At 73.3% G+C, this 21,451-nt stretch carries 17 protein-coding genes; 3 read left to right on the top strand and 14 right to left on the bottom strand.

From position 1 onward, the window contains the following. Window positions 1-28 precede the first annotated feature (28 nt). The gene (locus ACPA54_RS34270) at window positions 29-301 is read left to right on the top strand and encodes a hypothetical protein (protein ID WP_423535717.1); all 273 of its coding nucleotides are present in this window, start codon (window positions 29-31) and stop codon (window positions 299-301) included. A 21-nt stretch (window positions 302-322) separates the two neighbouring features. On the opposite strand, the gene ACPA54_RS34265 is transcribed toward ACPA54_RS34270, so the two are convergent. Beyond that, on the bottom strand, window positions 323-1,735 hold the full coding sequence (locus ACPA54_RS34265) for a TerD family protein (protein WP_423535716.1): 1,413 nt from the start codon (window positions 1,733-1,735) through the stop codon (window positions 323-325). A 155-nt stretch (window positions 1,736-1,890) separates the two neighbouring features. Continuing rightward, on the bottom strand, window positions 1,891-2,061 hold the full coding sequence (locus ACPA54_RS34260; RefSeq protein ID WP_345678452.1) for a hypothetical protein: 171 nt from the start codon (window positions 2,059-2,061) through the stop codon (window positions 1,891-1,893). Window positions 2,062-2,450: 389 nt separating this feature from the next. Here ACPA54_RS34260 and ACPA54_RS34255 point away from each other — a divergent pair, with 389 nt between their 5' ends. Then, a complete protein-coding gene (locus tag ACPA54_RS34255) occupies window positions 2,451-3,656 on the top strand; it encodes a M48 family metallopeptidase (protein WP_423535714.1) in 1,206 nt (401 codons plus the stop codon). A gap of 2 nt (window positions 3,657-3,658) precedes the next feature. On the opposite strand, the gene ACPA54_RS34250 is transcribed toward ACPA54_RS34255, so the two are convergent. From ACPA54_RS34250 to ACPA54_RS34235, 4 genes are all read right to left on the bottom strand, one after another. Further along, window positions 3,659-4,720 (bottom strand): SCO2583 family membrane protein, encoded by a 1,062-nt coding sequence (locus ACPA54_RS34250; protein WP_423535713.1) that lies wholly within the window; start codon window positions 4,718-4,720, stop codon window positions 3,659-3,661. A gap of 98 nt (window positions 4,721-4,818) precedes the next feature. Then, window positions 4,819-6,054: an SCO2583/SCO2584 N-terminal domain-containing protein gene (locus ACPA54_RS34245; RefSeq protein WP_423535711.1), complete on the bottom strand. Its 1,236-nt coding sequence runs from the start codon at window positions 6,052-6,054 to the stop codon at window positions 4,819-4,821. A 70-nt stretch (window positions 6,055-6,124) separates the two neighbouring features. After that, window positions 6,125-6,685 (bottom strand): SCO2584 family spore wall biosynthesis protein, encoded by a 561-nt coding sequence (locus ACPA54_RS34240; RefSeq protein ID WP_423535709.1) that lies wholly within the window; start codon window positions 6,683-6,685, stop codon window positions 6,125-6,127. 78 nt (window positions 6,686-6,763) lie between these two features. Further along, window positions 6,764-8,026 (bottom strand): glutamate-5-semialdehyde dehydrogenase, encoded by a 1,263-nt coding sequence (locus ACPA54_RS34235; protein ID WP_423535707.1) that lies wholly within the window; start codon window positions 8,024-8,026, stop codon window positions 6,764-6,766. 246 nt (window positions 8,027-8,272) lie between these two features. Between ACPA54_RS34235 and ACPA54_RS34230 the strand changes: the two genes are divergently transcribed. Further along, window positions 8,273-9,883 (top strand): fatty acyl-CoA synthetase, encoded by a 1,611-nt coding sequence (locus tag ACPA54_RS34230; RefSeq protein WP_479729431.1) that lies wholly within the window; start codon window positions 8,273-8,275, stop codon window positions 9,881-9,883. Between the two features lie 22 nt (window positions 9,884-9,905). Here the strand turns inward: ACPA54_RS34230 and ACPA54_RS34225 are convergent, their stop codons facing one another. The 8 genes from ACPA54_RS34225 to ACPA54_RS34190 form a co-directional block, all read right to left on the bottom strand. Then, window positions 9,906-10,508: a hypothetical protein gene (locus ACPA54_RS34225; RefSeq protein WP_423535705.1), complete on the bottom strand. Its 603-nt coding sequence runs from the start codon at window positions 10,506-10,508 to the stop codon at window positions 9,906-9,908. Window positions 10,509-10,645: 137 nt separating this feature from the next. Further along, window positions 10,646-11,776 (bottom strand): glutamate 5-kinase, encoded by a 1,131-nt coding sequence (gene proB, locus ACPA54_RS34220; RefSeq protein WP_423535703.1) that lies wholly within the window; start codon window positions 11,774-11,776, stop codon window positions 10,646-10,648. A gap of 64 nt (window positions 11,777-11,840) precedes the next feature. Further along, window positions 11,841-13,283 (bottom strand): GTPase ObgE, encoded by a 1,443-nt coding sequence (obgE, locus tag ACPA54_RS34215; protein WP_423535701.1) that lies wholly within the window; start codon window positions 13,281-13,283, stop codon window positions 11,841-11,843. Window positions 13,284-13,370: 87 nt separating this feature from the next. Continuing rightward, window positions 13,371-13,625 carry a 50S ribosomal protein L27 gene (rpmA, locus tag ACPA54_RS34210; protein ID WP_345678439.1) on the bottom strand — a complete coding sequence of 85 codons (255 nt, stop codon included), beginning with the start codon at window positions 13,623-13,625 and terminating at the stop codon, window positions 13,371-13,373. 5 nt (window positions 13,626-13,630) lie between these two features. Further along, window positions 13,631-13,945, bottom strand: a complete 315-nt coding sequence (gene rplU, locus ACPA54_RS34205) for a 50S ribosomal protein L21 (RefSeq protein WP_345678451.1) — start codon at window positions 13,943-13,945, stop codon at window positions 13,631-13,633. A 728-nt stretch (window positions 13,946-14,673) separates the two neighbouring features. Next, a complete protein-coding gene (locus tag ACPA54_RS34200; protein ID WP_423535698.1) occupies window positions 14,674-18,237 on the bottom strand; it encodes an Rne/Rng family ribonuclease in 3,564 nt (1,187 codons plus the stop codon). A gap of 189 nt (window positions 18,238-18,426) precedes the next feature. Then, window positions 18,427-19,239, bottom strand: coding sequence for a TIGR03936 family radical SAM-associated protein (locus ACPA54_RS34195; protein ID WP_423535697.1), 813 nt, complete (start codon window positions 19,237-19,239; stop codon window positions 18,427-18,429). A 230-nt stretch (window positions 19,240-19,469) separates the two neighbouring features. Continuing rightward, window positions 19,470-21,410 carry a hypothetical protein gene (locus ACPA54_RS34190; protein ID WP_423535695.1) on the bottom strand — a complete coding sequence of 647 codons (1,941 nt, stop codon included), beginning with the start codon at window positions 21,408-21,410 and terminating at the stop codon, window positions 19,470-19,472. Between the last annotated feature and the right edge of the window lie 41 nt (window positions 21,411-21,451).

The following is a 21,451-nucleotide window of genomic DNA, read 5'->3' as shown; positions in this document are numbered from 1 at the left end:
TGTCCGCGAGCCCCGAGGAGGTCGGCTCATGATCGGCAAGACCACGGAAACCGCACCCGACCCGGCCGCGATAGCGCTGGAACTCGCCGAACTGAGACGCAGCGTCGACGTCGGATTCGCCACCACCCGCGGCGACTTGGCACTGCTGCTGCAGCGCGCCGACCAGACCGACAAGGTCCTCGCCGAACACGACGAGCGCATCCACGTCCTGGAACGCGCGCGCTGGCCGGTGCCGTCGCTCGCCGCGCTCACGGCCGTGAGCAGCATGTGCCTCACGGTCTGGCAGGCGACCGGGCGGTGACCCCGGCGCGCCTGGAGGCGGTCACCCCTCCGGGGTCAGCGTCCAGTCGCCGTCCGCCTCGATCTCCAGGAGGCACGGGCCTACGGGGATGATCGACTCGCCTTCGTACGGGCCGATCGCGTTGGCGAGCGAGGCCAAGTACGGGTCCTCGCCCGGCGTCAGCGCTTCCGCGTAGGCCCGCACCATGAAGTTGCTGGACCCCGCGTGTGTCATCGCGACGACGGTGCGCGGCCCGGTCCAGCGCAGCACCTCGGGCCCGTCGCCGGTCACCGGGCCGGTCAGCCACGGCGCCGCGGTCGGAGGGTGGATCACGACGGTCCACGGCCCGTCGCTTTCGATCTTCAGCCGCTCGGTGTGCGTGCCGCGCTCGTCGAGCAGCATCCGGCCGTGGCAGGCGCCGATCTCGTTGACCAGCAGCTTGTCCTGTTCGAGTGCCGTATCGAGCGTCCAGACCGCGAAGTTGCCCGGACCGGTGCCGGTGATCTCGGCGACGACCGGCCCCTCGGGCACCGGCCGCGCGATCCGCAGGATGCGGTCGCCGGACCCCTCGTAGGTGACGGCGGTGGGAACAGGCATCTGGCAGGGGACGTCGGTGACGGAGGGGCGTTCGTCGGGGGCGGTTTCGGCGGAGGGGGTGGGGGCCTCGGGCCCGGGCTCGGGTTCGACGGAAGCCGCGAGCTGGGCCGGTTCGGTCTTCGGCTCCGGTTCCGGTTCCGGTTCCGGTTCCGGTTCGACCGGAGCCTCGCGCTCGGCGGGCGCGGCTTCCGGCTCGGCGGGCTCGGACTCGACGGCTTCAGCTTCGGCAGCGGCTGCGGCTTCAACCGACGCTTCGGGTTCGGGCTCGGGCTCCGGGGTGGCCACGGCGGGAGTCTCGGGCTCGGCCGCGTCGACCACCTCGGCAGCCTCCTCCGGCGCCACGTCCGCCGGGTCACCCCCGTGGTCGCGCACCAGTTGGTCGAGCCCGTCGCGGTAGCCCTGGCCGACGGCGCCGAAGCGCCAGCCGTTCCGCCGGTAGACCTCGCCGAGGATGAGGGCCCGCTGGCCCTTGAGGGTGCCGGGCGGCATGGCGAACGCGGCGACGTCCGCGCCGTCCGCGGAGATGGCGACGCTCGCGCCGTCCAGGCCGATCTCCAGGCCGACCGAGGCGATCACGAACAGCAGCCGGTGCACGTCGTCGGCGACCGCGTCGAGGTCGAGGTCGAAGGCCGCGTCGGCGCCGCCGCCGGAGACCAGCGCGACCGCGCTCTCCAGCGAGGCCGGACGCGCCGTGCTGACCGGTCCTCGTCCCGCGGGGATCCGCCCGGACGCGTCCAACGCGAAGCAGAATGCCGCGATGTCGGTGCCCGGTGCCGTGCCGGCGACCTCGACCCGCAGCGCGGTGGCTCCGGTCAGATCCGCAAGTCTGGCCTTCTCGCCCATCGCGAACGTACGCATTGCGCCCCTCCCCTGTCCCGCTCCCACCCGGTCCGCCCCGAACGATAACGCGCGGCAGCCGCGAAAACGCGGGAACCCCGGGCGCGTTTCGTCCCCGGGCAGCACAAAGCCGGGGCCGCCGCTCGGCGGCCCCGGTGCGGTGCGGAAAACGCGGGTCAGCGGTCCTTGTTGAAGGACAGCGTGATGATGAGCAGGATCAGCAGCGTGATGAACGCACCGAGGCCGGCGCCGAGCGGGCTCAAGCTCTCGTGACTCCCGCCGTGCTCCCCGCCCTCGCTGGCGAGGCGGGTGAGGACGGTCATGGCCTGCTCGGTCATCGTGGTCAACCCTTAAGTGTCTGGTCGTCGGACGGCGGCCCCGCCGCCCCCGCGGTCCCCCCGAACCCGGAGTTCCCGCGCAGGCCGTGCGGCCGCGCACGCCATCGTACGGAAGCCCGTCGCGACATGCGCGCGCAGGATCACCGTTTGCCCCGATCGGTTGCCGTGCACTCCCGTCCCACCCGCCCGATCCGGCACGTACTCCCGCGGGATTCCCGTCGGGTTCCGGCCGGCTTCCGGTCGGGTTCCGCTCGGGTTCCGCTCGGGTTCCGCTCGGGTCCGCTCGGCGTCCGGTCGAACGACGCGTCGAATGCCGAGGGTTGTCCCCGTGTCGGGCCTTCGCCGGGCGCCTACGCTGAAAGAGGACGAACAGCGGCGAGTGCGAGGGGGACGAACCCATGTCCGACACGGCCAAGCAGCCCGGCAACGGCGACGGCGCGGGGGCGGGCGCGGGGAAGTCACCCGCCCGGCAGCGCACCCGGTTCCCGGGGATCTCGTCGCGGGCGTACGAGCATCCGGCCGACCGCAGTGCCCTCGTCGCGCTGCGCAAGATCAACGGGTTCGACCTGGTGCTCAAGCAGTTGTCCGGGATGCTGTCGGAGCGTTCGGTGCGGCTGGCGTTCCTCGCCGGGAGCGTGCGGACGAGCGACCAGCAGTTCCGGCGGTTGCACGAGATGTGCCGGGAGGCCGCCTACATCCTCGACATGCCGTCGGTGCCCGAGCTGTACGTCACGCTCGACCCGCAGCCGAACGCCATGGCGATCGGCATGGACAAGCCGTTCATCGTCGTCACCACCGGGCTCGTCGAACTCCTCGACGACGACGAGATGCGCACCGTCGTCGGCCACGAGATGGGGCACATCCTGTCCGGCCACGCGGTCTACCGGACGATGCTGCTGATCCTCACCAACCTGGCGACCAGCCTGTCGGGCATTCCGCTCGGCACGATCGGCATCCAGGCGCTCATCGCGGGGCTGCGGGAGTGGTTCCGCAAGTCCGAACTCAGCTGCGACCGCGCGGGCCTGCTCGTCGGGCAAGACCCCGAGGTGTCGATGCGGGCGCTCATGAAGATCGCGGGCGGGTCGCAGCTCCACGAGATGAGCACCGACGAATTCCTCGCGCAGGCCGCCGAATACGACGCGGCGGCGGATGTCCGCGACAGCGTCCTCAAGCTGATGAACGTGATCGGACGCTCGCACCCGTTCCCCGTCGTCCGGGTCGCGCAGCTCAAGCGCTGGGCGGACGGCCCGGACTTCGCGGAGATCATGGCGGGCGACTACCCGCGCCGGGACGACGACCGCGACGCCTCGGTGCGGACCGAGGCGAAGGCGTCCGCCGATTCGTACCGGGAATCGGTGCGGCAGACCGCCGACCCGCTGTTCGGGCTGCTCCGCGACTTCGCGGGCGGCGCGGCGGACGCCGGAAGCAAGCTGCGGGACAAGTTCGCGGGCTTCGCGGCGGGTTCGTCGGACGGAGCGGGCTCGGCAGGGCCGGCTTCGGACGGCTCGGGGGCGGCTGCGCCGGGCTCCGCCGAAGGCGGGACGTCCGGGCCCGCCAAGCCGGATGCGGCCGACGACGGGGAGTCCCGTCCCGGCACCGCCTGATCTCACACCGCGGCGCCCAGAATCCCGCACGTGGCTTCGGTCGCCGCGCCCAGCCGCCACGGGTCGGCGCCGGGGTGGGGCGTGCCGGTGCCGGCCGGCGGTGCGGCGGTTGCGGCCATCGGCCGGAAGAACGCCGCGGTGTCGGGCGTGCAGGCTTGCGGGGCGGCGATCGTGGTGATGCGGACGACGTGCAGAGTGCTGTGCCGCAGGGCGGCCGCGTCGATGGCGAACTCCCAGACGCGGTGGACGACGAAGCGGGTCCACACCGGGGCGTCGGGGCCGCGTATCGCGTAGGCGACGATGCCGTCGACGGTGAACCGGAGTTCGCCGGTGTGCGGCTCGGATGCGGTGGCGACGGCCATGATCCGGGCTTTGGTGTCCACGGCCGAGACCAGCGCCGGGTCGAAGCGGGTGACCCAGCCGGTCGCGGCGTGCAGGTCGTCGTCGGCGGGGTGGTCGAGCGCTGCGGTCAGCTGGTCGCGCTGATCGGATTCCATGGCGCCGAGAGCGGCGGCGGGGCGGGCGCCTCGCCACACGTTCGGATCGAGCTGCGTGCTGCTGACGAAATCGCGGACGAGTTCGAAGGTTTCGCGGACCTGCGGGGCGCTGAAGTGCGCCGTGCCCGCGAGATCGGGCAGCGTGATCCCGGCGCGCCCGTCGTGCCAGGTCGCGGCGGTGGTTCCGACGAACGGATCGGTGCCGTACGGGCCGCTCGACACCGCGACGCCCTCCCCCGGCACCAGCGACACCCGGATCAGCACGGCGGGCCCGCCCGACGTCCGCACCGACGTCGGATGCCCGCGCCGCGCGCCGAAGTACAGCGCTCCTGTCATCACCAGCACGACGACGACGGCGACCGCCACGACCCGGAACGTGCCCGCGGGCACGCCGAAAACCCGGCGCAGGCGCCGGGGTCCTCTCCCGGTGCGTATCCGCTCCTGCGCCGTCGGCTCGTGGAGCACGGCGGCCCGGACGAACGACTCGTCGAACACGACGCGGAATTCGTCCTCGCCGTCGGACCCGCCCCCGAGGCGGCCATCAGGGGGTTCGCCCCGACCGGACATGACTCCATGGTAGGTCGCCCGAGTCTCGCCCGGAACTGCGGAAATGCGGTGATCGGGAGGGGTTCTGACGGAAGGTCAGCGATGCTCGTGACGGCCGGTCAGATGCGGCTGGAGCGTCCGCAGCCGGCGTCCTCGGGTTTGTCCGTCGCGTCGCCGGACGGTGTCGGCGCGGCGGTCTCCAGCGGTTTGGCCCGGTCGTACGGGTCCACCTCCGGGCCGGACGGCTGGATCCCCTGGAGGGTGTCGTCGAAGTACGGGCGCACGTAGCCGTCGAGGACGTCGCACGAGGAGTTGGACGCCTGGGCGCTCCCGCCCGCGAACACGAGTTTCCCCGGCGCGGTCGGCTGGTAGCGCTTGTTCTTGCCGATGACCTGGGTGTCGACCACGCGGCGCATCAGGGCACGGGTCACTTCGCCGTCCGGGTGGCCGGCTTTGGCGACGGCGTAGACGAAGCTGTAGTCGGTGTGGATCGCGAGGATTCCGTCGTCGTCGACCTTGTAGGACATGATCCCGTCGACCTTGACCACGGGGCCGACGAGTTCGACCTGGGTGGTGTCGAAGCGGGTGATCCAGCCGAGCGCGGTGCCGTTCTTGTCGTCGGGGTGCGCGATGGCCTTCGCCAGACCCTCGGCAGCCCCCGTCTCCGGGTCGAGCAGGTCGAGGAACGGCGCCGTGGCGCCACCCGTGAGAACCGACCGGTCGAGGTTCCCCGCGATGAGCAGCTTCCGGGTGTTCTCCAAGGCCTTCTGCACCGTAGCGGCGGAGTAGTCGCCGACAGCCTTGGCTTCGGGGAGGACGATGCCCGCTTCGTTGTCCGCGTAGTTGATCGCGGGTGAGCCGGCGAACGGCCTTTCCCGGGTGGGGACATCCGGGTCGATCGGCGCCGTGCCCGGCACCGGCGCGGCCGAGGCGACGCCGGTGACCTGCGGTTGCGCGGTCATCGGCAGCGACGTTTCAGGGCCGCCGTCGTCGTTCGACTCGCCGAGCAGGTCGCGGAAGTAGCCCTGGTTCGAGGCGACGAGCAGCAGCAGTGCGAGCAGCACGAACCAGACGGCGATCTTGAGGTTCGTCCGGTCCCGGCGCGGGCGCCGCCCCCACGCGTCACGCTGCCGCGTACGCCGGAACCGCGACGGCGGCGTGTCCGCGGCCTCCCGGAACCCGACCCGCTCCGGCGGATTCTCCCGCCACTTCGCCGCGAGCATGCGAGCCCGCGCGGATCCCTCGGACTTCTCCGCACCCTTGACGAAGTCCTCGTCGAGCACGAGCCCTTCGAACGGATCCGACGATTCCCCCGACGCGTCCGGCTCCCGGCCGGCCCCCTGACGCTCAGACACTGGCGCAACTTAGCGGATGGCGCCGACAAGGAGTGGGGACGCGTGAGGGGGATCACACGGGTCCGAGGTTTCAGTTGCACCCCACCGCGGGCGGACGCGCCGCCACGCACGGAACCGGGGCGACCGCCGCCGCGGGGGCGGTGGCCGGGGCAGTCGTACTTGTGAGCGGTTCGCCGCCCGGGACGGCCGGGCCGACGGTCGGCTTGGGGCCTTGGGGGTTGCCGGTGCGGCCGGGGGCCACCGCCGTCACCGCCATCGCCACCACCCCGACGCCCATCAGCAGCGCCAGCACCCACGCCACCGACTGCCGCCACCACCCCGTCCGGGCCGCGCCGGTCGGCTCGTGCAGTTCGAGCGGGTCGCTGTCGAACGTTCCGTCGTGCTCCCAGCCCACCTGGGGCGGGTGCAGCAGGAACGGCGCGTCGGACAGGTCGGGCGGGTCGGCGGCGGGCGGAGGAGTCGACGGGGCCGCGGCGAGCATGCGCTCCGCGGCCGACGGCTCGTGGACGAGGGCTGCCGCAACGAAGTGCTCGTCGAAGACCACGGAGGACATGTCGTCCCCCGCGTGGTCGGGGTTCTCCCCGAACTCCGGCGGGCCGTCCGGATTTTCCGACCCTGGCGAATCGGGCACTCCACCACACTATTACCGCGGCGGCCCCGGGGGGAACGAAATTGCCCTACTGCATCCGGGGCTCCGGGTAAAGCCGTGTCAGCCGCGCGTGTGCCCGTCGCCGGTGACCACGTACTTCGTCGAGGTCAGCTCGGGCAGGCCCATCGGCCCGCGGGCGTGCAGCTTCTGGGTGGAAATGCCGATCTCGGCGCCGAAGCCGAACTGGCCGCCGTCGGTGAACCGGGTGGACGCGTTGACCATGACCGCGGTCGAGTCCACGTGGCTCACGAAACGCCGCGCGGCCTGCTGCGAACGGGTCACGATGGCCTCGGTGTGCCCGGACGTGTGCCGCCGGATGTGCGCCACCGCGTCGTCGAGCGAGTCCACGACGGCCGCGGCGATGTCGTAGGACAGGTACTCGGTGTCCCAGTCCTCGTCCGTCGCCGGCACCACGTCGCCGGAGTACTTCTGCACGGCCGCGTCGCCGTGCACCGTCACGCCCACGTCCTTGAGCGCGGCCAGCGCCACCGGCACGAAGGCGTCGGCGATGTCCGCGTGCACGAGCAGCGTCTCGGCGCTGTTGCACACCGACACCCGCTGGGCCTTGGAGTTGACCAGGATGTCGACGGCCATCTGCAGGTCGGCATCGGCGTCGACGTACACGTGGCAGTTGCCGACCCCGGTCTCGATCACCGGGACGGTCGAGCCCTCGACCACGGTGCGAATGAGCGACGCCCCACCGCGCGGGATCAGCACGTCGACCAGGCCCCGTGCGGTCATCAGTTCGGTGACGCTGTCGCGGCTCTCGCCCGGCACGAGCTGGATGGCGTCGGCCGGAATCCCCGCCGACTCGACCGCGTCGCGCAGCACCGCGACCAGCGCCGTGTTCGACGCATATGCCGACGACGAGCCGCGCAGCAGCACCGCGTTTCCGGACTTCAGGCACAGCGCGGCGGCGTCCACCGTCACGTTCGGGCGCGCCTCGTAGATGATCCCGACGACGCCGAGCGGCACCCGCACCTGGCGCAGGTCGAGCCCGTTGGGCAGCGTGGAGCCGCGGACGACCTCGCCGACCGGGTCGGGCAGCCCGACCACGTCGCGGACGTCGGACGCGATCGCGGCGATCCGCTCGTCGGTCAGCGTGAGCCGGTCGACGATGGCTTCGCTGGTGCCGTTGGCGCGGGCCTTCGCGATGTCCTGCGCGTTCGCCGCGACGATCTCCGCGGAACGGGCGACCAGCGCGTCCGCGATGGCGAGCAGCGCGGTGTCCTTCCGCGTCCGCGCGAGTGGCGCGAGCACCGCGGCGGCTTCCCGGGCGCGGCGTGCGGTGGCGAGGACGGCGGAGGATTCACTGCTGGTCATGCAGCCAGCCTACCGAGGGGCCGGAGCTTTCCCGGAGGGTTTTCCGCCTGTCGAGACACCGCACGGCAGCGCGGCGGACGTAATTCCGGCGGGCGGAGCGGGTACGTCTTCCGCTGGCCCGTGACCCGGACCACAATGTGCACCCTGCCCGGCCGGTTGACCGTCGCTTTTGCGTCGCGTCCGGCCGGCGGAACCCGCCCGGCAGAGACCCGACGGACCCGACGAACCCGACGAACGGAGCGCCTCGTGACCTCGGAGATGCCCATCACCCCCGCCGTGCGTGCCCGGCGGCACGGGCTTGCCGACTTGCTGGCCCGGTCCGCGGTGCGTACGCCGGACAAGACCGCGATCGTGTACGGCGACCTGCGCCAGTCCTACGCCGACCTGGACGCGCTGGTCTCCCGTACCGCCGCCGGCCTCGCCGCCCGCGGCGTCGCCAAGGGCGACCGGGTCGTCCTGCTCGCCCGGAACTCACACGGGTTCACGGTCGCGTACTTCGCGCTCGCCCGCATCGGCGCGGTGTCGGTGCCGGTCAACTTCATGCTCACCGCCCCCGAGGTCGCCTACGTCCTCACCCACGCCGGCGCCTCGGGTGTCATCGCGGGCGCCGACCTGGCCGCCACCGCCGACGCCGCCCTCGCCGAAGCAGGCCTCGACCCCGCGGCGCTGAAGGTCCACGCCGTGATCGGCGACGACCGGGTCGACGGCTGGGAACCCTTCACCACCCTCGGCACCTCCGACGCGCCGTGTCCGGACGTCGACCTGGACGACGACGACCCCGTCCAGATCATGTACACCTCCGGCACCGAGTCCCGCCCCAAAGGCGCCGTCATGACCAGCCGGAACCTCCTCGCCCAATACACCACCGCGATCGTCGACGGCGGCATGACCGCCACCGACACCGAAATCCACGCCCTGCCGCTCTACCACTGCGCGCAGCTGCACTGCTTCCTCACGCCGGACGTCTACCTCGGCGCCACGTCGATCATCCTCCCGGCACCGGACGCCGCCACGATCCTCGCGACCATCGAAGCCGAAGGCGTCACCAAACTCTTCTGCCCGCCCACCGTCTGGATCTCCCTGCTGCGGCACCCCGACTTCGACACCCGCGACCTGTCCACCCTCCGCAAGGGCTACTACGGCGCCGCCGCCATGCCCGTCGAAGTCCTCGCCGAACTCCGCCGCCGCCTCCCCGACCTGGCCCTCTACAACTTCTACGGCCAGACCGAGATGTCGCCGGTCGCCACGATCCTCGGCCCGGAAGACCAGGAGCGCAAAGCCGGCTCCGCGGGCCGCGCCGGACTCAACGTCGAAACCCGCGTCGTCGACGACGACGACGAGCCCGTCCCGCCCGGCACCGTCGGCGAGATCGTCCACCGCGGACCCCACACCATGCTCGGCTACTGGAACGACCCCGACCGCACCAACGAAGCCTTCCGCAACCAGTGGTTCCACAGCGGCGACCTCGGCACCCTCGACACCGACGGCTACCTCACCGTCGTCGACCGCAAGAAGGACATGGTCAAAACCGGCGGCGAGAACGTCGCGGGCCGCGAAGTCGAAGAAGTCATCCACACCCACCCCGCCGTCGCCGAAGCCGCCGTCTTCGGCATCGCCCACCCCTACTGGATCGAAGCCGTCACCGCCGCCGTCGTCCTCAAACCCGGCGAACAAGCCCAGCCCGACGACATCACCGCACACTGCCGCGCCCACCTCGCCGGGTTCAAAGTCCCCAAATACGTCGTCGTCACCGACACACTCCCGAAGAACCCCAGCGGCAAAATCCTCAAACGCGAACTACGCAACACCTACGCACACTTGGCCGAGGAGAAGGCCGAGGAGAAGGCCGTGGAGTAACCCGAGGTCCGAGCCGGGCGGCTCAGAACGGCTGGACGCCGCCCGGCACTATCGGTCCGGTGCCGGGGGATTTCGCCCGCTGCTGCCACGTGCCGCGGTCGACGACTTCGAGTCCGACGATCTCCCAGGGCGGGAGTCCGGCGGAGCGGCGGTGTTCGCCCCAGAGGCGGAGTGCGAGCGCGGCGGCGTCCTGGAGGTCGCGGGCCTCTTCCCAGTACCGGATTTCGGCGTGGTCGGGGGCGTATCGCCCGGCGAGCAGGAACGGGTGGTCGTAGGCCAGTTGTTCGAGGGCGCGCCTGATCTCGTCCTGCGGCACGGCGGGGCCCGCGACCGTCAGGGTGATGTGCCACATGCGGGTTTCTTCTATCCGGATGGGCTCGCTGCGTCGGTCGGGTTCGCGGCCGCCGCCGGTGCGGCCCATGCCGCCGCGTATCCCGCGGTCGCGGGGGCCCAGGGCGCGGGGTTCGAGTTCGCGCGGTGTGCCGTCACGGGGGGCGATGTCGCGGGGCGCGGCTTCGCGCGCCCCGGTGTCGCCGCCGTCGCGGGTGCCGCGCTCGCGGTTGCCGCGTTCTTTCCCGCCCCGTTCCTTGCTTCCGTGTTCCTTGCCGTCACCGTCCGACCGCACGGATCGTGCGGCCTCCCAGGGCAGCTCCCTGCCACGTCCCTGCACCGGTCCGCCTCCCGTCGGTGACACGGAGCGCCCTTCCGGCGGCCTGGGGCGGCCCGCCGGGCCTGCACGGGGCGGCTCCCGTGTCGCTCACGTCAGCGGCGCAGCAGCACCAGGTCGTCGCGGTGGACGATCTCGCGCTCGTACGCCGGTCCCATTTCCCGGGCCAGCTCGTGGGTGGAGCGGCCGAGGAGTCCGGGGAGTTCCTTTGCATCAAAGTTGACCAGTCCGCGGGCGATGATGTTGCCGTTTTCGTCGACAAGGTCGACCGGGTCGCCTGCGGTGAAGCCGCCTTCGACGGCGGTGACGCCCGCCGGGAGGAGGGATTTGTGCCTGTCGACGACGGCGTCGACGGCGCCGGCGTCGAGGATGAGGCGGCCGCGTGCGGTGGTGGCGTGGGCGAGCCAGAGGAGTCGGTCGGCGCCGCGGACGCCGGTGCGGTGGAAGAACGTGCCGGTCGGCTTGCCGGTGAGCGCGTCGGAGGCGTGCCGGGCTGCGGTGAGGACGACGGGGATGCCGGCCGTGGTGGCGATGCGGGCGGCTTCGACTTTGGTGACCATGCCGCCGGTGCCGACGCCCGCCCGGCCGGCCTTGCCGATTTCCACGCCGGCGAGGTCCTCGGGGCCGCGGACGTCGGCGATGCGGGACGAGGTGTGCTTGACCGGGTCGCCGTCGTAGAGGCCGTCGACGTCGGAGAGCAGCACGAGCAGGTCGGCGTGCGCCAGGTGGGCAACAAGGGCGGCGAGGCGGTCGTTGTCGCCGAACCGGATCTCCTCGGTGGCGACGGTGTCGTTCTCGTTGACGACCGGCAGCACGCCGAGGGTGAGGAGCTTGTCGAGCGTCTGGTAGGCGTTGCGGTAGTGCGTGCGGCGCGTCATGTCGTCGACGGTGAGCAGCACTTGGCCGACGCGCAGCCCGTAGCGGGCGAAGGAGGCGGTGTAGCGGGCCACCAGGAGGCCTTGGCCGACGCTGGCGGCGGCTTGGGCGGTGGCGAGGTCGCGCGGTCGGCGGTCGAGTCCCAGGGGCGCGAGGCCGGCCGCGATGGCGCCGGAGGACACGAGGACTATCTCGGTGCCTTCGGCGCGCTTCGCGGCGATGACGTCGACGAGGGCGTCGACGCGGTCCGCGTCGAGGCCTCCGGCGGCGGTGGTCAGGGACGACGATCCGACCTTGACCACGATGCGGCGTGCGGACAGGACGTCCGCACGCCGGTCCGGGACTGACATCCGGCGTACTCCCACTCCCCTGACGTGTTGTCAGGCCTCCCGATCGACCTGGGGTTTCCGGCGGTCAGTCGCCGGCGAACGGGTCGAAGTCCTCGTATTCGCCGCGGATCGACTCGCGGTCGCGGCGCCGCTGGACGGCGGGGCGCGGCGCGTCGAAGCGCTGGTCTTCGCCGCGGCGGCCGAGCATTTCGGCGCCGGTGGCGATGGTGGGCTCCCAGTCGAACACCACGCCGGTTTCGTCGTCGCCGATGACGACCTCGGCGCCGGGGCGCGCGCCGGCTTCGAACAGGGCTTCTTCGACGCCGAGGCGGGCGAGCCGGTCGGCGAGGTAGCCGACGGCCTCGTCGTTGGAGAAGTCGGTCTGGCGGACCCAGCGTTCGGGCTTGGCGCCGCGCACGATGAAGCTGTCGCCGCGCCGCTTGACGGTGAAGCCGCTGTCGTCGACGGCGGTGGGGCGGAGCACGACGCGCGTGGCCTCGGCGGGCGGTGCGGCGTCGCGGGCTTCCTTGACCAACCCGGCCATGGCGAACGAGAGTTCGCGGAGGCCGGCGTGGCTGACGGCGGAGACTTCGTAGACCTTGAGGCCGCGGCCTTCGAGTTCGGCGCGGACCAGGTCGGCGAGGTCGCGGCCGTCGGGGATGTCGGTCTTGTTGAGGGCGACCATGCGCGGGCGGTCGTCGAGCCCGCCGTAGGCGGCGAGTTCGGCTTCGATGGTGTCGAGGTCGCTGATCGGGTCGCGGCCGGGTTCCAGGGTCGCGCAGTCGAGGACGTGGACGAGCGCCTTGCAGCGTTCCACGTGGCGCAGGAACTCCAGGCCCAGGCCCTTGCCTTCGCTGGCGCCGGGGATGAGGCCGGGGACGTCGGCGACGGTGTAGACGATGTCGCCGGCGGTGACCACGCCGAGGTTCGGCACGAGCGTGGTGAAGGGGTAGTCGGCGATCTTCGGGCGCGCGGCGCTGAGCGCGGCGATCAGCGAGGACTTGCCCGCGCTGGGGTAGCCGACGAGGGCGATGTCCGCGACGGTCTTGAGTTCGAGGACGTAGTCGCCGCCGGTGCCGGGCTCGCCGAGCAGCGCGAAGCCGGGGGCCTTGCGGCGCGGGGAGGCGAGGGCGGCGTTGCCGAGCCCGCCGCGGCCGCCCTGGGCGAGGACGAAGCGGGTGCCGTTGCCGATGAGGTCTTCGACGACCTCTTCGGTGCCGTCGGCGTGGACGCGCTTGACGACGGTGCCGTCCGGGACGGGCAGTACGAGGTCGCTGCCGTCGGCGCCGCTGCGGTTGCCGCCGGCGCCGGGCTTGCCGCTGGTGGCCTTGCGGTGCGGCGAGTGGTGGTACTCGAGGAGGGTCGTGACGTTCGGGTCGACGACGAGCGACACGTCGCCGCCGCGGCCGCCGTTGCCGCCGTCCGGGCCGCCGAGCGGCTTGAACTTCTCCCGGTGGATGGAGGCGCACCCGTGGCCCCCGTTGCCCGCCGCGACATGCAGTACCACGCGGTCGACGAAGGTGGTCACGTTTGCCTCCAGGTGTTGCCGACAAAGCCCGAAGGCGGACCGTTGGTGCGGTCCGCCTTCGGGTTGTGCAAGGTGGTCCCTCGGGCGTCAGGCCGCCGGGACGATGTTCACGACGCGGCGACCGCGGCGCGTGCCGAACTCGACCGCACCGGCGGCGAGCGCGAACAGGGTGTCGTCGCCGCCACGGCCGACGTTGGCACCCGGGTGGAAGTGCGTGCCGCGCTGGCGGACGATGATCTCGCCCGCGTTGACGAGCTGGCCGCCGAAGCGCTTCACGCCGAGCCGCTGGGCGTTGGAGTCACGGCCGTTACGGGTGGACGATGCGCCCTTTTTGTGTGCCATGTCCTCTACTTCCCGGTCTCGATGCCGGTGACCTTCAGCTGGGTGTGCTGCTGGCGGTGACCCATGCGCTTGCGGTAGCCGGTCTTGTTCTTGTACTTCAGGATGTCGATCTTCTTGCCCTTGGTGTGGTCGACGACCTCGGCCGTCACCTTCACACCCGCGAGGACCCACGGGTCGCTCGTCACGGACTCGCCGTCGACCAGGAGCAGCACGGGCAGCTCGACGGTCTCGCCGGGGCCGGTCTGGACCCGGTCGGCCTGGAAAACGTCACCGATGGCAACCTTGTGCTGCCTGCCACCGGCGCGGATGATCGCGTACACCGCGAAGCCCACTCTCTGTTCGAACGGAGTCTCTGACGCCAGCTGACCCCGGCCGATGCCGGGCAGCCTCCCCCGGCGGCGACCGCCGGGAGGTGGGTGCTCAGAGGCGTGGCATAAGCATGCCGACGGTCAAGAGTACGGATGCCCCGCCGGGTGGGTCAAACCGGGGTGGGGTAGGCGGGGGCGGACGCTCGGGGCAGGGGCGGACGGGGGTGGTGGGGCGGGTGTGACGGCGGCATCCGGGGCGTCGGCCGGCCTTGGCGGTCGGGCGACACGGCGCCGCGGGCGGCCGGGCCGGTGGACCCCGGCTCCCGGGTCAGGACGGACACCGAGCCGGGGCGGCCGGGGCCCTGCCGGGCACAACGCGGCGGCACGGCCGCAGCCGGCCCTACGGAGTCGCGGGCGGGCACACGCGCACGCGGTTCGGGCCGAGGTCGATCCTGGTGGGCGGGTCGGGGCAGGTGCGGGTCGGGCCGAGCCTGGCCACGCACGTCTCCCCCACACCCGGCGGCAGCGCGACGTCCCGTGACCAAGCCCCGGGGACAACCCCCGCGACCACTCCCCCGCCTGTGGACAGCCCCAGCCCTCCACACCCCCACCCTGGTAGACCGGACCCGTCGGGGGGCCGTCGTCCGTCGAAAATCAGACCGGCAAATGCGGGGCGGGCGCTCCCCTGAGGGGAGCGCCCGCGCCCTGGCAAACCCGCGTTGCCGGTTTCCCGGCCTTGCTCAGCTTCCCGACGAAGCGCTGACCGGTTCCTGGGCCGGTTCGGTGCCCGAGCCGTCGCCGCCTTCCGCGGCCGCGTCCGGCGAGCCCGCGGGGCGGGTCGCGCGGCGCGGGGCGCGGCGGGTGCGCGGCTTGGGTGCCTCGGCGGCTTCCGTGCCGTCGGCCGGGGCCTCCGCCGCTGCGGCGGCCGTCTTCTTGGTCGCCTTCGGCGCAGGCGCCTCGGTGGCTTCCGCGGACTCCGCCGCTTCCGCCGCTTCCGCCGCTTCCGCCGCCTCGGCGGCCTTGGCCGCCGCCGACTTCCGCGTCGTGGTCTTCTTCGCCGCGGCCTTCTTCGGCGCCGCCGTCTTCTTGGCGGCGGTCTTCTTCGCGGCCGTCTTGCGCGGCGCCCGCTTGGCGGCCTTCTTCGGCTCCTCGGGCTCCTCGGCCGGCGCAGCCTCGGCCTCCGCCTCGGCGGCAGGCTCCGACTCCGCGACGGGCTCCGTCACGGGCTCGGCAACAGCCTCCGCAGCCGCTTCCGGCTCCTCGGCAGCCTCGGCGACCGGCTCGGCGGCAGCCGCCTCCTCGACGGCTTCCGCCACCGCCTCCGCGACCTCGACGGTGTCCTCGACCGCCTCGACCTCCGCCTCGATCGCGGCCGCGATCTCCTCGGCGGCGATCTCCGTGGTCTCGGCCGCGTCGACGACCTCGGCAGCCTCCGCGGCTTCCTCGTGCACGTGGCCGTCCTGGCCCTGCGCACCGCCGCCGTTGCCGCCCTTGCCGCGCCGGCGCCGGCCCGAGCCGCCGCCCGACTTGGTCTCCGGCGTGTCCATCCGCACGATCACGCCGCGGCCGTTGCACTTGTCGCAGGTCTCGGAGAACGCCTCCAGCAGCCCCTGCCCGACCCGCTTGCGGGTCATCTGCACGAGGCCGAGCGACGTCACCTCGGCGACCTGGTGCTTCGTCCGGTCCCGGCCGAGGCACTCGAGCAGGCGCCGCAGCACCAGCTCGCGGTTGCTCTCCAGGACCATGTCGATGAAGTCGATGACGATGATCCCGCCGAGGTCGCGCAGCCGCAGCTGGCGGACGATCTCCTCGGCCGCTTCCAGGTTGTTCCGCGTGACGGTCTCTTCGAGGTTGCCGCCCTGACCGGTGAACTTCCCTGTGTTGACGTCGACCACGACCATCGCCTCGGTGCGGTCGATGACCAGCGAACCGCCGCTCGGCAGCCATACCTTGCGGTCCAGCGCCTTCATCAGCTGCTCGTCGATGCGGTACGTGGCGAACACGTCCACGTCGCTCGACCACTTCGACAGCCGCGGCGCCAGGTCCGGGGCGACGTGCGAGACGTAGCTGTGCACCGTCTCCCACGCCTCGTCGCCGGAGACGACGAGCTTGGTGAAGTCCTCGTTGAAGATGTCGCGGATGACCCGGACGGTCATGTCCGGCTCGCCGTACAGCAGCGCCGGGGCGTTCGCCGTGGCGGCCTTCTTCTTGATGTCCTCCCACTGCGCCTGCAGCCGGGTGACGTCGCGGGCGAGTTCATCCTCGCTCGCGCCTTCCGCCGCGGTACGCACGATCACGCCCGCGTCTTCCGGCACGATCTTCTTGAGGATCGTCTTGAGGCGCGCCCGCTCGGTGTCCGGCAGCTTGCGGCTGATCCCGGTCATGGTGCCTTCCGGCACGTACACGAGGTAGCGGCCGGGCAGCGACACCTGGCTGGTCAGCCGGGCGCCCTTGTGCCCGATCGGGTCCTTGGTGACCTGCACCAGCACCGACTGGCCGCCCTTGAGGACCGCCTCGATACGGCGCGGCGAACCGGCCTCGAAGTTGACCTCGCCCGCGTACAGGACGGCGTTGCGGCCCTTGCCGATGTCGACGAACGCGGCCTCCATCGACGGCAGGACGTTCTGCACCTTGCCCAGGTACACGTTGCCGACGTACGAGGTGGCCTGCTCCTTGTTGACGTAGTGCTCGACGAGCACGCCGTCTTCGAGGACGCCGATCTGGGTGCGTTCGCCCGTCTGGCGCACGACCATCACACGCTCGACGGCCTCGCGGCGGGCGAGGAACTCCGCCTCGGTGATGATCGGCACACGGCGGCGGCCCTGCTCGCGGCCTTCGCGGCGGCGCTGCTTCTTCGCCTCCAGGCGCGTGGAGCCCTTGACGCTCTGCACGCCGTCGCCGGCGTCCTCGCCTTCGGTGCGGTCGCGGCGGCGCGGCTCGCGGACCTTGACGACGGTGCGCTCGGGCTCGTCGGCACTGGGGGTCTCGGCGTCCGAGCCGTCGCGGCGGCGGCGCCGACGGCGACGGCGGGACGTGGCGCTCGCGCCGTCCTCGTCGTCGTCCGCGTGCTCGCCCTCGGCGTGCCCGTCCTCGTCGCCTTCGGACTCGTCGCCCTCGGCTTCGTCCTCGCCGTCGCGCTCGCCCTCGCCCTCGCCGCGACCGCGGCGGCGACGGCCGCCCCGGCGGCGACGGCGGGTGGGACGGTCGCCGCGCTCGTCGGCTTCGCCGTCGTGCTCGGCGGCGTCCGCCTCGGTCTCGTCGTGCTCCGCCTCCGGCTCGGCCTCGTCTTCGTCGCGCGCGTTTCCGGCGCCCGGTGCGGCGACCTGCACGCCGGCCATGCTCGCGGCGGCTTCGGCGGCGGCGTTGCGGCGGGTCCGGCGGCGTCGGCCGCGCGGCTGCTCCTCCGCCTCGTCGGTTTCTTCGTGCGCCTCGGCCTCGGGTGCGGCGGCCGGTGCGGCGAACACCGGCGCGTGCGCCTGCGGGGCCTGGAACAGCGGCTGGAACACCGCGGGCGCGGTCCGGCGCGGCCGCTCGGCCGGGGCCTCGGCCTCCGGCTCGGCGCGGGTGTCGACGGCCTCGGCCGGTGCTTCCTCGACGGCCGCGGGGGCGGCCTCGGTCTCCGGCTCCGGCTCCGGCTCGACGGTGGTCTGCTCGCTGACGGCACGCTTGCGGGTCCGGCGGGCGCGGCGCGGCGCGGGCTCGGCCTCCGCTTCGGGGACGGCCGGGGCGGCCGTCTCGGCGGGCGCTTCTTCGGCCGCGGGCGCCTCGGCGGCGGGCTCGGCAGCCGGGGCGGCTTCCGGCTCGGGTGCGGACTCGGGCGAGGTCACCGGCGAGGTGGCCCGGCGGCGGACGCGCTTGCGCGGCGCGGGGGCCTCGGCCTCGGCGGCGGCCGGGGTCTCGGCGGGGGTCTCGGCCGGTGTCTCGGCCGTGGGCGCCTCGGTGGGCGCGGCTTCGGCGGTCGGCTCGGCGGCGGCGCGCTTGCGGGTGCGGCGCGCACGGCGCGGCTCCGGCTCCGGCTCCGGGGCGGTTTCCCCGGCGGCGGTGGTCTCGTCGGCCTGCTCGGCGTCTTCTTCCGCGGCCGCGTCGGCGGCAGCGGGGGTCTCGCCCTCGGCTACGGCGGCGTCGGCCTGCGCCGCGGCCGCCTCTTCGGCGGTCGGCTTCGGCGGTCCGGCCGGCCGGGACGCGGCCCGGCGCCGGCGGCGCGGGGCTGTGGTCTCGGTGGTCTCGGTGGTCGTATCCTGCGTGGTCTCATTACGGTCGCGTGCGTCCTCGGACGCCGCACCGTTCGGCTCGTGCTCGAGCATGCGGGTCTGTCTCCCGTCACGCTTCCGGGCGCTCCACGGAGGGCGCCGCGCGGAAGCTCGTCTGTTGCTCGCCGACCCCGCACCAAGCGGGGCCGACGAAAGTCTGTCGGAATGCGCCCGGGGCACCCGGTCGATCCGGGTGGGGGCGTCGACGGCGGTCCGTAACGTCGGATCCGGCCCACAGCCCGCCTACAGTTCCTCGTTCCCCGTCGAGGTCACCGCATGCTCGGGCGCGAGCGGATCGGTCACCGCTCCGGTCGCGGTGTCGAGCGGCCCCTGCGCCAGGCGGGTTACCGCGGCGGGTACGGGCGGCGCGAGGTCGGCGACCAGGCGAAGACCGGACAGAACGTCGTCGGGTCGGACGGCTGGTGTGGTGTGCCGTACAACCAGTCGCAGTATCGCACAGGGTCGATCGGCGAGCCCATCGACACCCGGGTGACCTGCGTCAATCTCGTGGTGGGCGGTTTCTGCGTCGGCCGGCTCCGCGACGGTGAAGGCCACCACCGCGGCGCGTGCGTCGAACGTGCGGAGCCCGTTCTTCGTCATGCGGTCGACCTCGACGCTCGGCGCGGCGAGGAACGTGTCGACGGCCTTCGCGGCGTCGGCGGGCTCGATCTCGGGGAGGCGGATCTCCCACACGGAAGCTTGGAGACGCTCGGCGAGGTTGCCGGGGGCGGCCTCTACGACGTCGAGGACGTCGAGGCCGGGCGGCAGGGACTCGTCGAGGAGGGTGCGGAGCTGCGCGGGGTCGCAGCGGCGCGCGACGGACATCTCCAGGTACTCGGCTTCGCTCGCGACACCGGTCGGGGCGGCGCCGGCGTACGAGACCTTGGGGTGCGGGGTGAAACCCGCGGAGTACGCCATGGGTACGTCGGCCCGGCGCAGCGCGCGCTCGAACGCGCGCTGGAAGTCCCGGTGGCTGGTGAACCGCAGGCGGCCGCGCTTCGTGTAGCGCAACCGCAGTTTCTGGACGGCCGGAGCGGGCGGCGGTCCTTCGGGCATTCGGCGTGCCAGGGCTGCTCAGTCCTCTGTGGATGCCGACTGGGGAAGTCGACGGGTCGGTATTCGGTATTCCGGCTCCCAGAGTAAAGGGAGAGGACGGGCGGCCGTCATCGCATGCCGGGTGGGAGGGGATGACGGCGGTTGCGGCGGGCGTGGCGGAAGCGTCCGAGCGGCGCGTCTTCCGGCCGCGCGAACGCTTCCGCCCCGGTGCGCGCCCGCGGCGTCCGCCGTCAGCGGCCCCCGCGGCGGAACGGCCGCCGGACGTCGTCCAGCGTGCGCCGCACGCTCGCGCGGGCCTCGGTGAGGCTCCGGCGGACGCTCGCCCGCGCTTCGGCGAGGCTTTCGCGGACCTTGCGGCGCGTCTCGGCCAGCGAGGCGCGCACCCGTCGGATCGGGGCGCCGATCTGCGTGAACGCGCGGCGGAGGCCGGCCACGGCCTCTTGTGCGGAGGCTTTCAGGGTGGCGCCCGCGCGGCGGAACGGGCCGACGAGGGCCCGGCCGAAGGCCGGGATGGCCCGCCCGACGGTCTTCGCGGCGCGGCCGAGCGGGGCCAGGACCGCGCGGTAGACGGCGACAACCGGCCACGCGAACGCCCGCCCGAGCAGCCGCACGGCCCGCAGGAATCGGTCGCCCGCCCACCGCACGCCGTCGCGCGCGGCGCGTCCGACCGCCCAGAGCCCCCGGCCGAGCAGCACCATCGGCCGTACGAACAGTTCGCCCGCGGACCGCAGCCCCTTGCGGGCGGTCCGCCCGCCCCAGCGCAGACCGCGGCCGACGCGCGCGAACGGCCAGACGACGATCCGCACCAGGAACCGCAGGAACCGGCCGCCCAGCCCGGCCGCCCAGCGGAGCGCGCCGCCGCCTTGGCGGCCGACGGTCCGGAGGGCGCCGACGAGCAGGGTGAACGGCTTGGCGAGCAGCCCGCCGAGACCGCGCAGCGCGGTACGCGCTTGGCGCAGCGGCCACGCCAGCACCCGCCCCAGGAACCGCAGCGCGGCACCCGTCTGCCGGAACGGCCACGCGAACGCCCTGCCGAGGAACCGCAGCGCGGCGCCCGACTGCCGGAGCGGCCAGGCGAGCGCCCGCCCCAGGAACCGCAGCGCCGCGCCGGCCTGACGCAGCGGCCACGCGAGCGCGCGGCCGATCAGGCCGAGGACGCCGCCGAGGCCCCGGAGGAACGCGTCGAGTCCGGAGCCGAGGACCTTGGCCACGCCGCGGAGCGCCCGGAGCGGCCACCCGACGACCCGGCCGAGAGCGCGGAGCGCGCGTCCGGCGTACCCGAGCAGGGCGGCGACGGCGCCGCGGAGCAGGGCGAAGGGTTTGACCAGCAGCTTGCCGAGTCCGCGCAGCCCCGCGGCGATCGCCCGGACCAGCCCGCGCAGTCCGCGCCCCGCCTGCCGGAACGGCCAGGCCAGGACGGCGGCAGCGGCCCGGAGGGCACGGACGAGTCCGCGCCCGGCCCCGCGCAGCCCGCGCTTGAGCAGGCGGAAGGGCCACACCAGCAGCCGTCCCAGACCTTCGACGGCGGCGGCCAGCAGCCGACCGGCCGCGCCGATGAGCCACCCGATCTGCCGGAGCGGCCAGAGCGCCAGGCGTCCGAGCTTGCGGAGGCCACGCCCGAGCGCCCGCAAGGCGGCGCCTGCCTGGTGTGCGACCCACCGCAGGGCGCGGCCCGCGTAGCGGAACGGCCACGCGAGCAGCCGCCCCAGTGCCGTGACGGCTGCCCCGGCCTGCCGCAGCACCCACCGCACGGCCCGCCCGGCGTGCCGGAACGGCCACGCCAGCGCCCGGCCGAGCGCCCGCAGTCCGCGCCCGAGCATGCGGAACGGCCAGGCGAGCGCGCGCCCGGCGGCCCCCAGGGCGCCGCGGATCGCCGAGACGACGGCTTTGACCAGGCCCTTGACCACCTGCACGGGGATGACGACGACGAACGCCACGATCCGCAGCGGCCAGACAAGCCAGCCCGGCGCGTTGGGCGCTTCGGGGGCGGGCGGCGCAGGTTCGGGCTCGTCCCGGGCGTCGTCGTGCTTGGCGAGGTCGACCGGCTCGCCGCCGTCCGACTTCGCGAACTCGACGTGGTCCCGGCCTGCTTCGGTCCGCCGCGCGGGCCCCGCGGGCGGCTGCGGGATCTCGTCGTCGGGCACGCCGCGCCCCGATCGGTCTTTCGCCATCCAGCCCTCCCCCGAACGAACCGGCTTACCGGCCAGGGACG

It is taken from the genome of Uniformispora flossi, from assembly GCF_049534875.1.
Classification (GTDB): Bacteria; Actinomycetota; Actinomycetes; order Streptomycetales; family Streptomycetaceae; genus Yinghuangia; species Yinghuangia aomiensis.
This window is presented reverse-complemented; position numbering and strand designations above follow the sequence as displayed.

Bases quoted from the DNA above. Each gene is read 5' to 3' on its own strand.
- ACPA54_RS34255 (WP_423535714.1), top strand. From the start codon at position 2,451: ATGTCCGACACGGCCAAGCAGCCCGGCAACGGCGACGGCGCGGGGGCG.
- rpmA (WP_345678439.1), bottom strand. From the start codon at position 13,625: ATGGCACACAAAAAGGGCGCATCGTCCACCCGTAACGGCCGTGACTCC.
- proB (WP_423535703.1), bottom strand. From the start codon at position 11,776: ATGTCAGTCCCGGACCGGCGTGCGGACGTCCTGTCCGCACGCCGCATC.
- ACPA54_RS34195 (WP_423535697.1), bottom strand. From the start codon at position 19,239: ATGCCCGAAGGACCGCCGCCCGCTCCGGCCGTCCAGAAACTGCGGTTG.
- ACPA54_RS34270 (WP_423535717.1), top strand. From the start codon at position 29: ATGATCGGCAAGACCACGGAAACCGCACCCGACCCGGCCGCGATAGCG.
- ACPA54_RS34265 (WP_423535716.1), bottom strand. From the start codon at position 1,735: ATGCGTACGTTCGCGATGGGCGAGAAGGCCAGACTTGCGGATCTGACC.
- ACPA54_RS34250 (WP_423535713.1), bottom strand. From the start codon at position 4,720: ATGTCCGGTCGGGGCGAACCCCCTGATGGCCGCCTCGGGGGCGGGTCC.
- ACPA54_RS34235 (WP_423535707.1), bottom strand. From the start codon at position 8,026: ATGACCAGCAGTGAATCCTCCGCCGTCCTCGCCACCGCACGCCGCGCC.
- ACPA54_RS34200 (WP_423535698.1), bottom strand. From the start codon at position 18,237: ATGCTCGAGCACGAGCCGAACGGTGCGGCGTCCGAGGACGCACGCGAC.
- ACPA54_RS34190 (WP_423535695.1), bottom strand. From the start codon at position 21,410: ATGGCGAAAGACCGATCGGGGCGCGGCGTGCCCGACGACGAGATCCCG.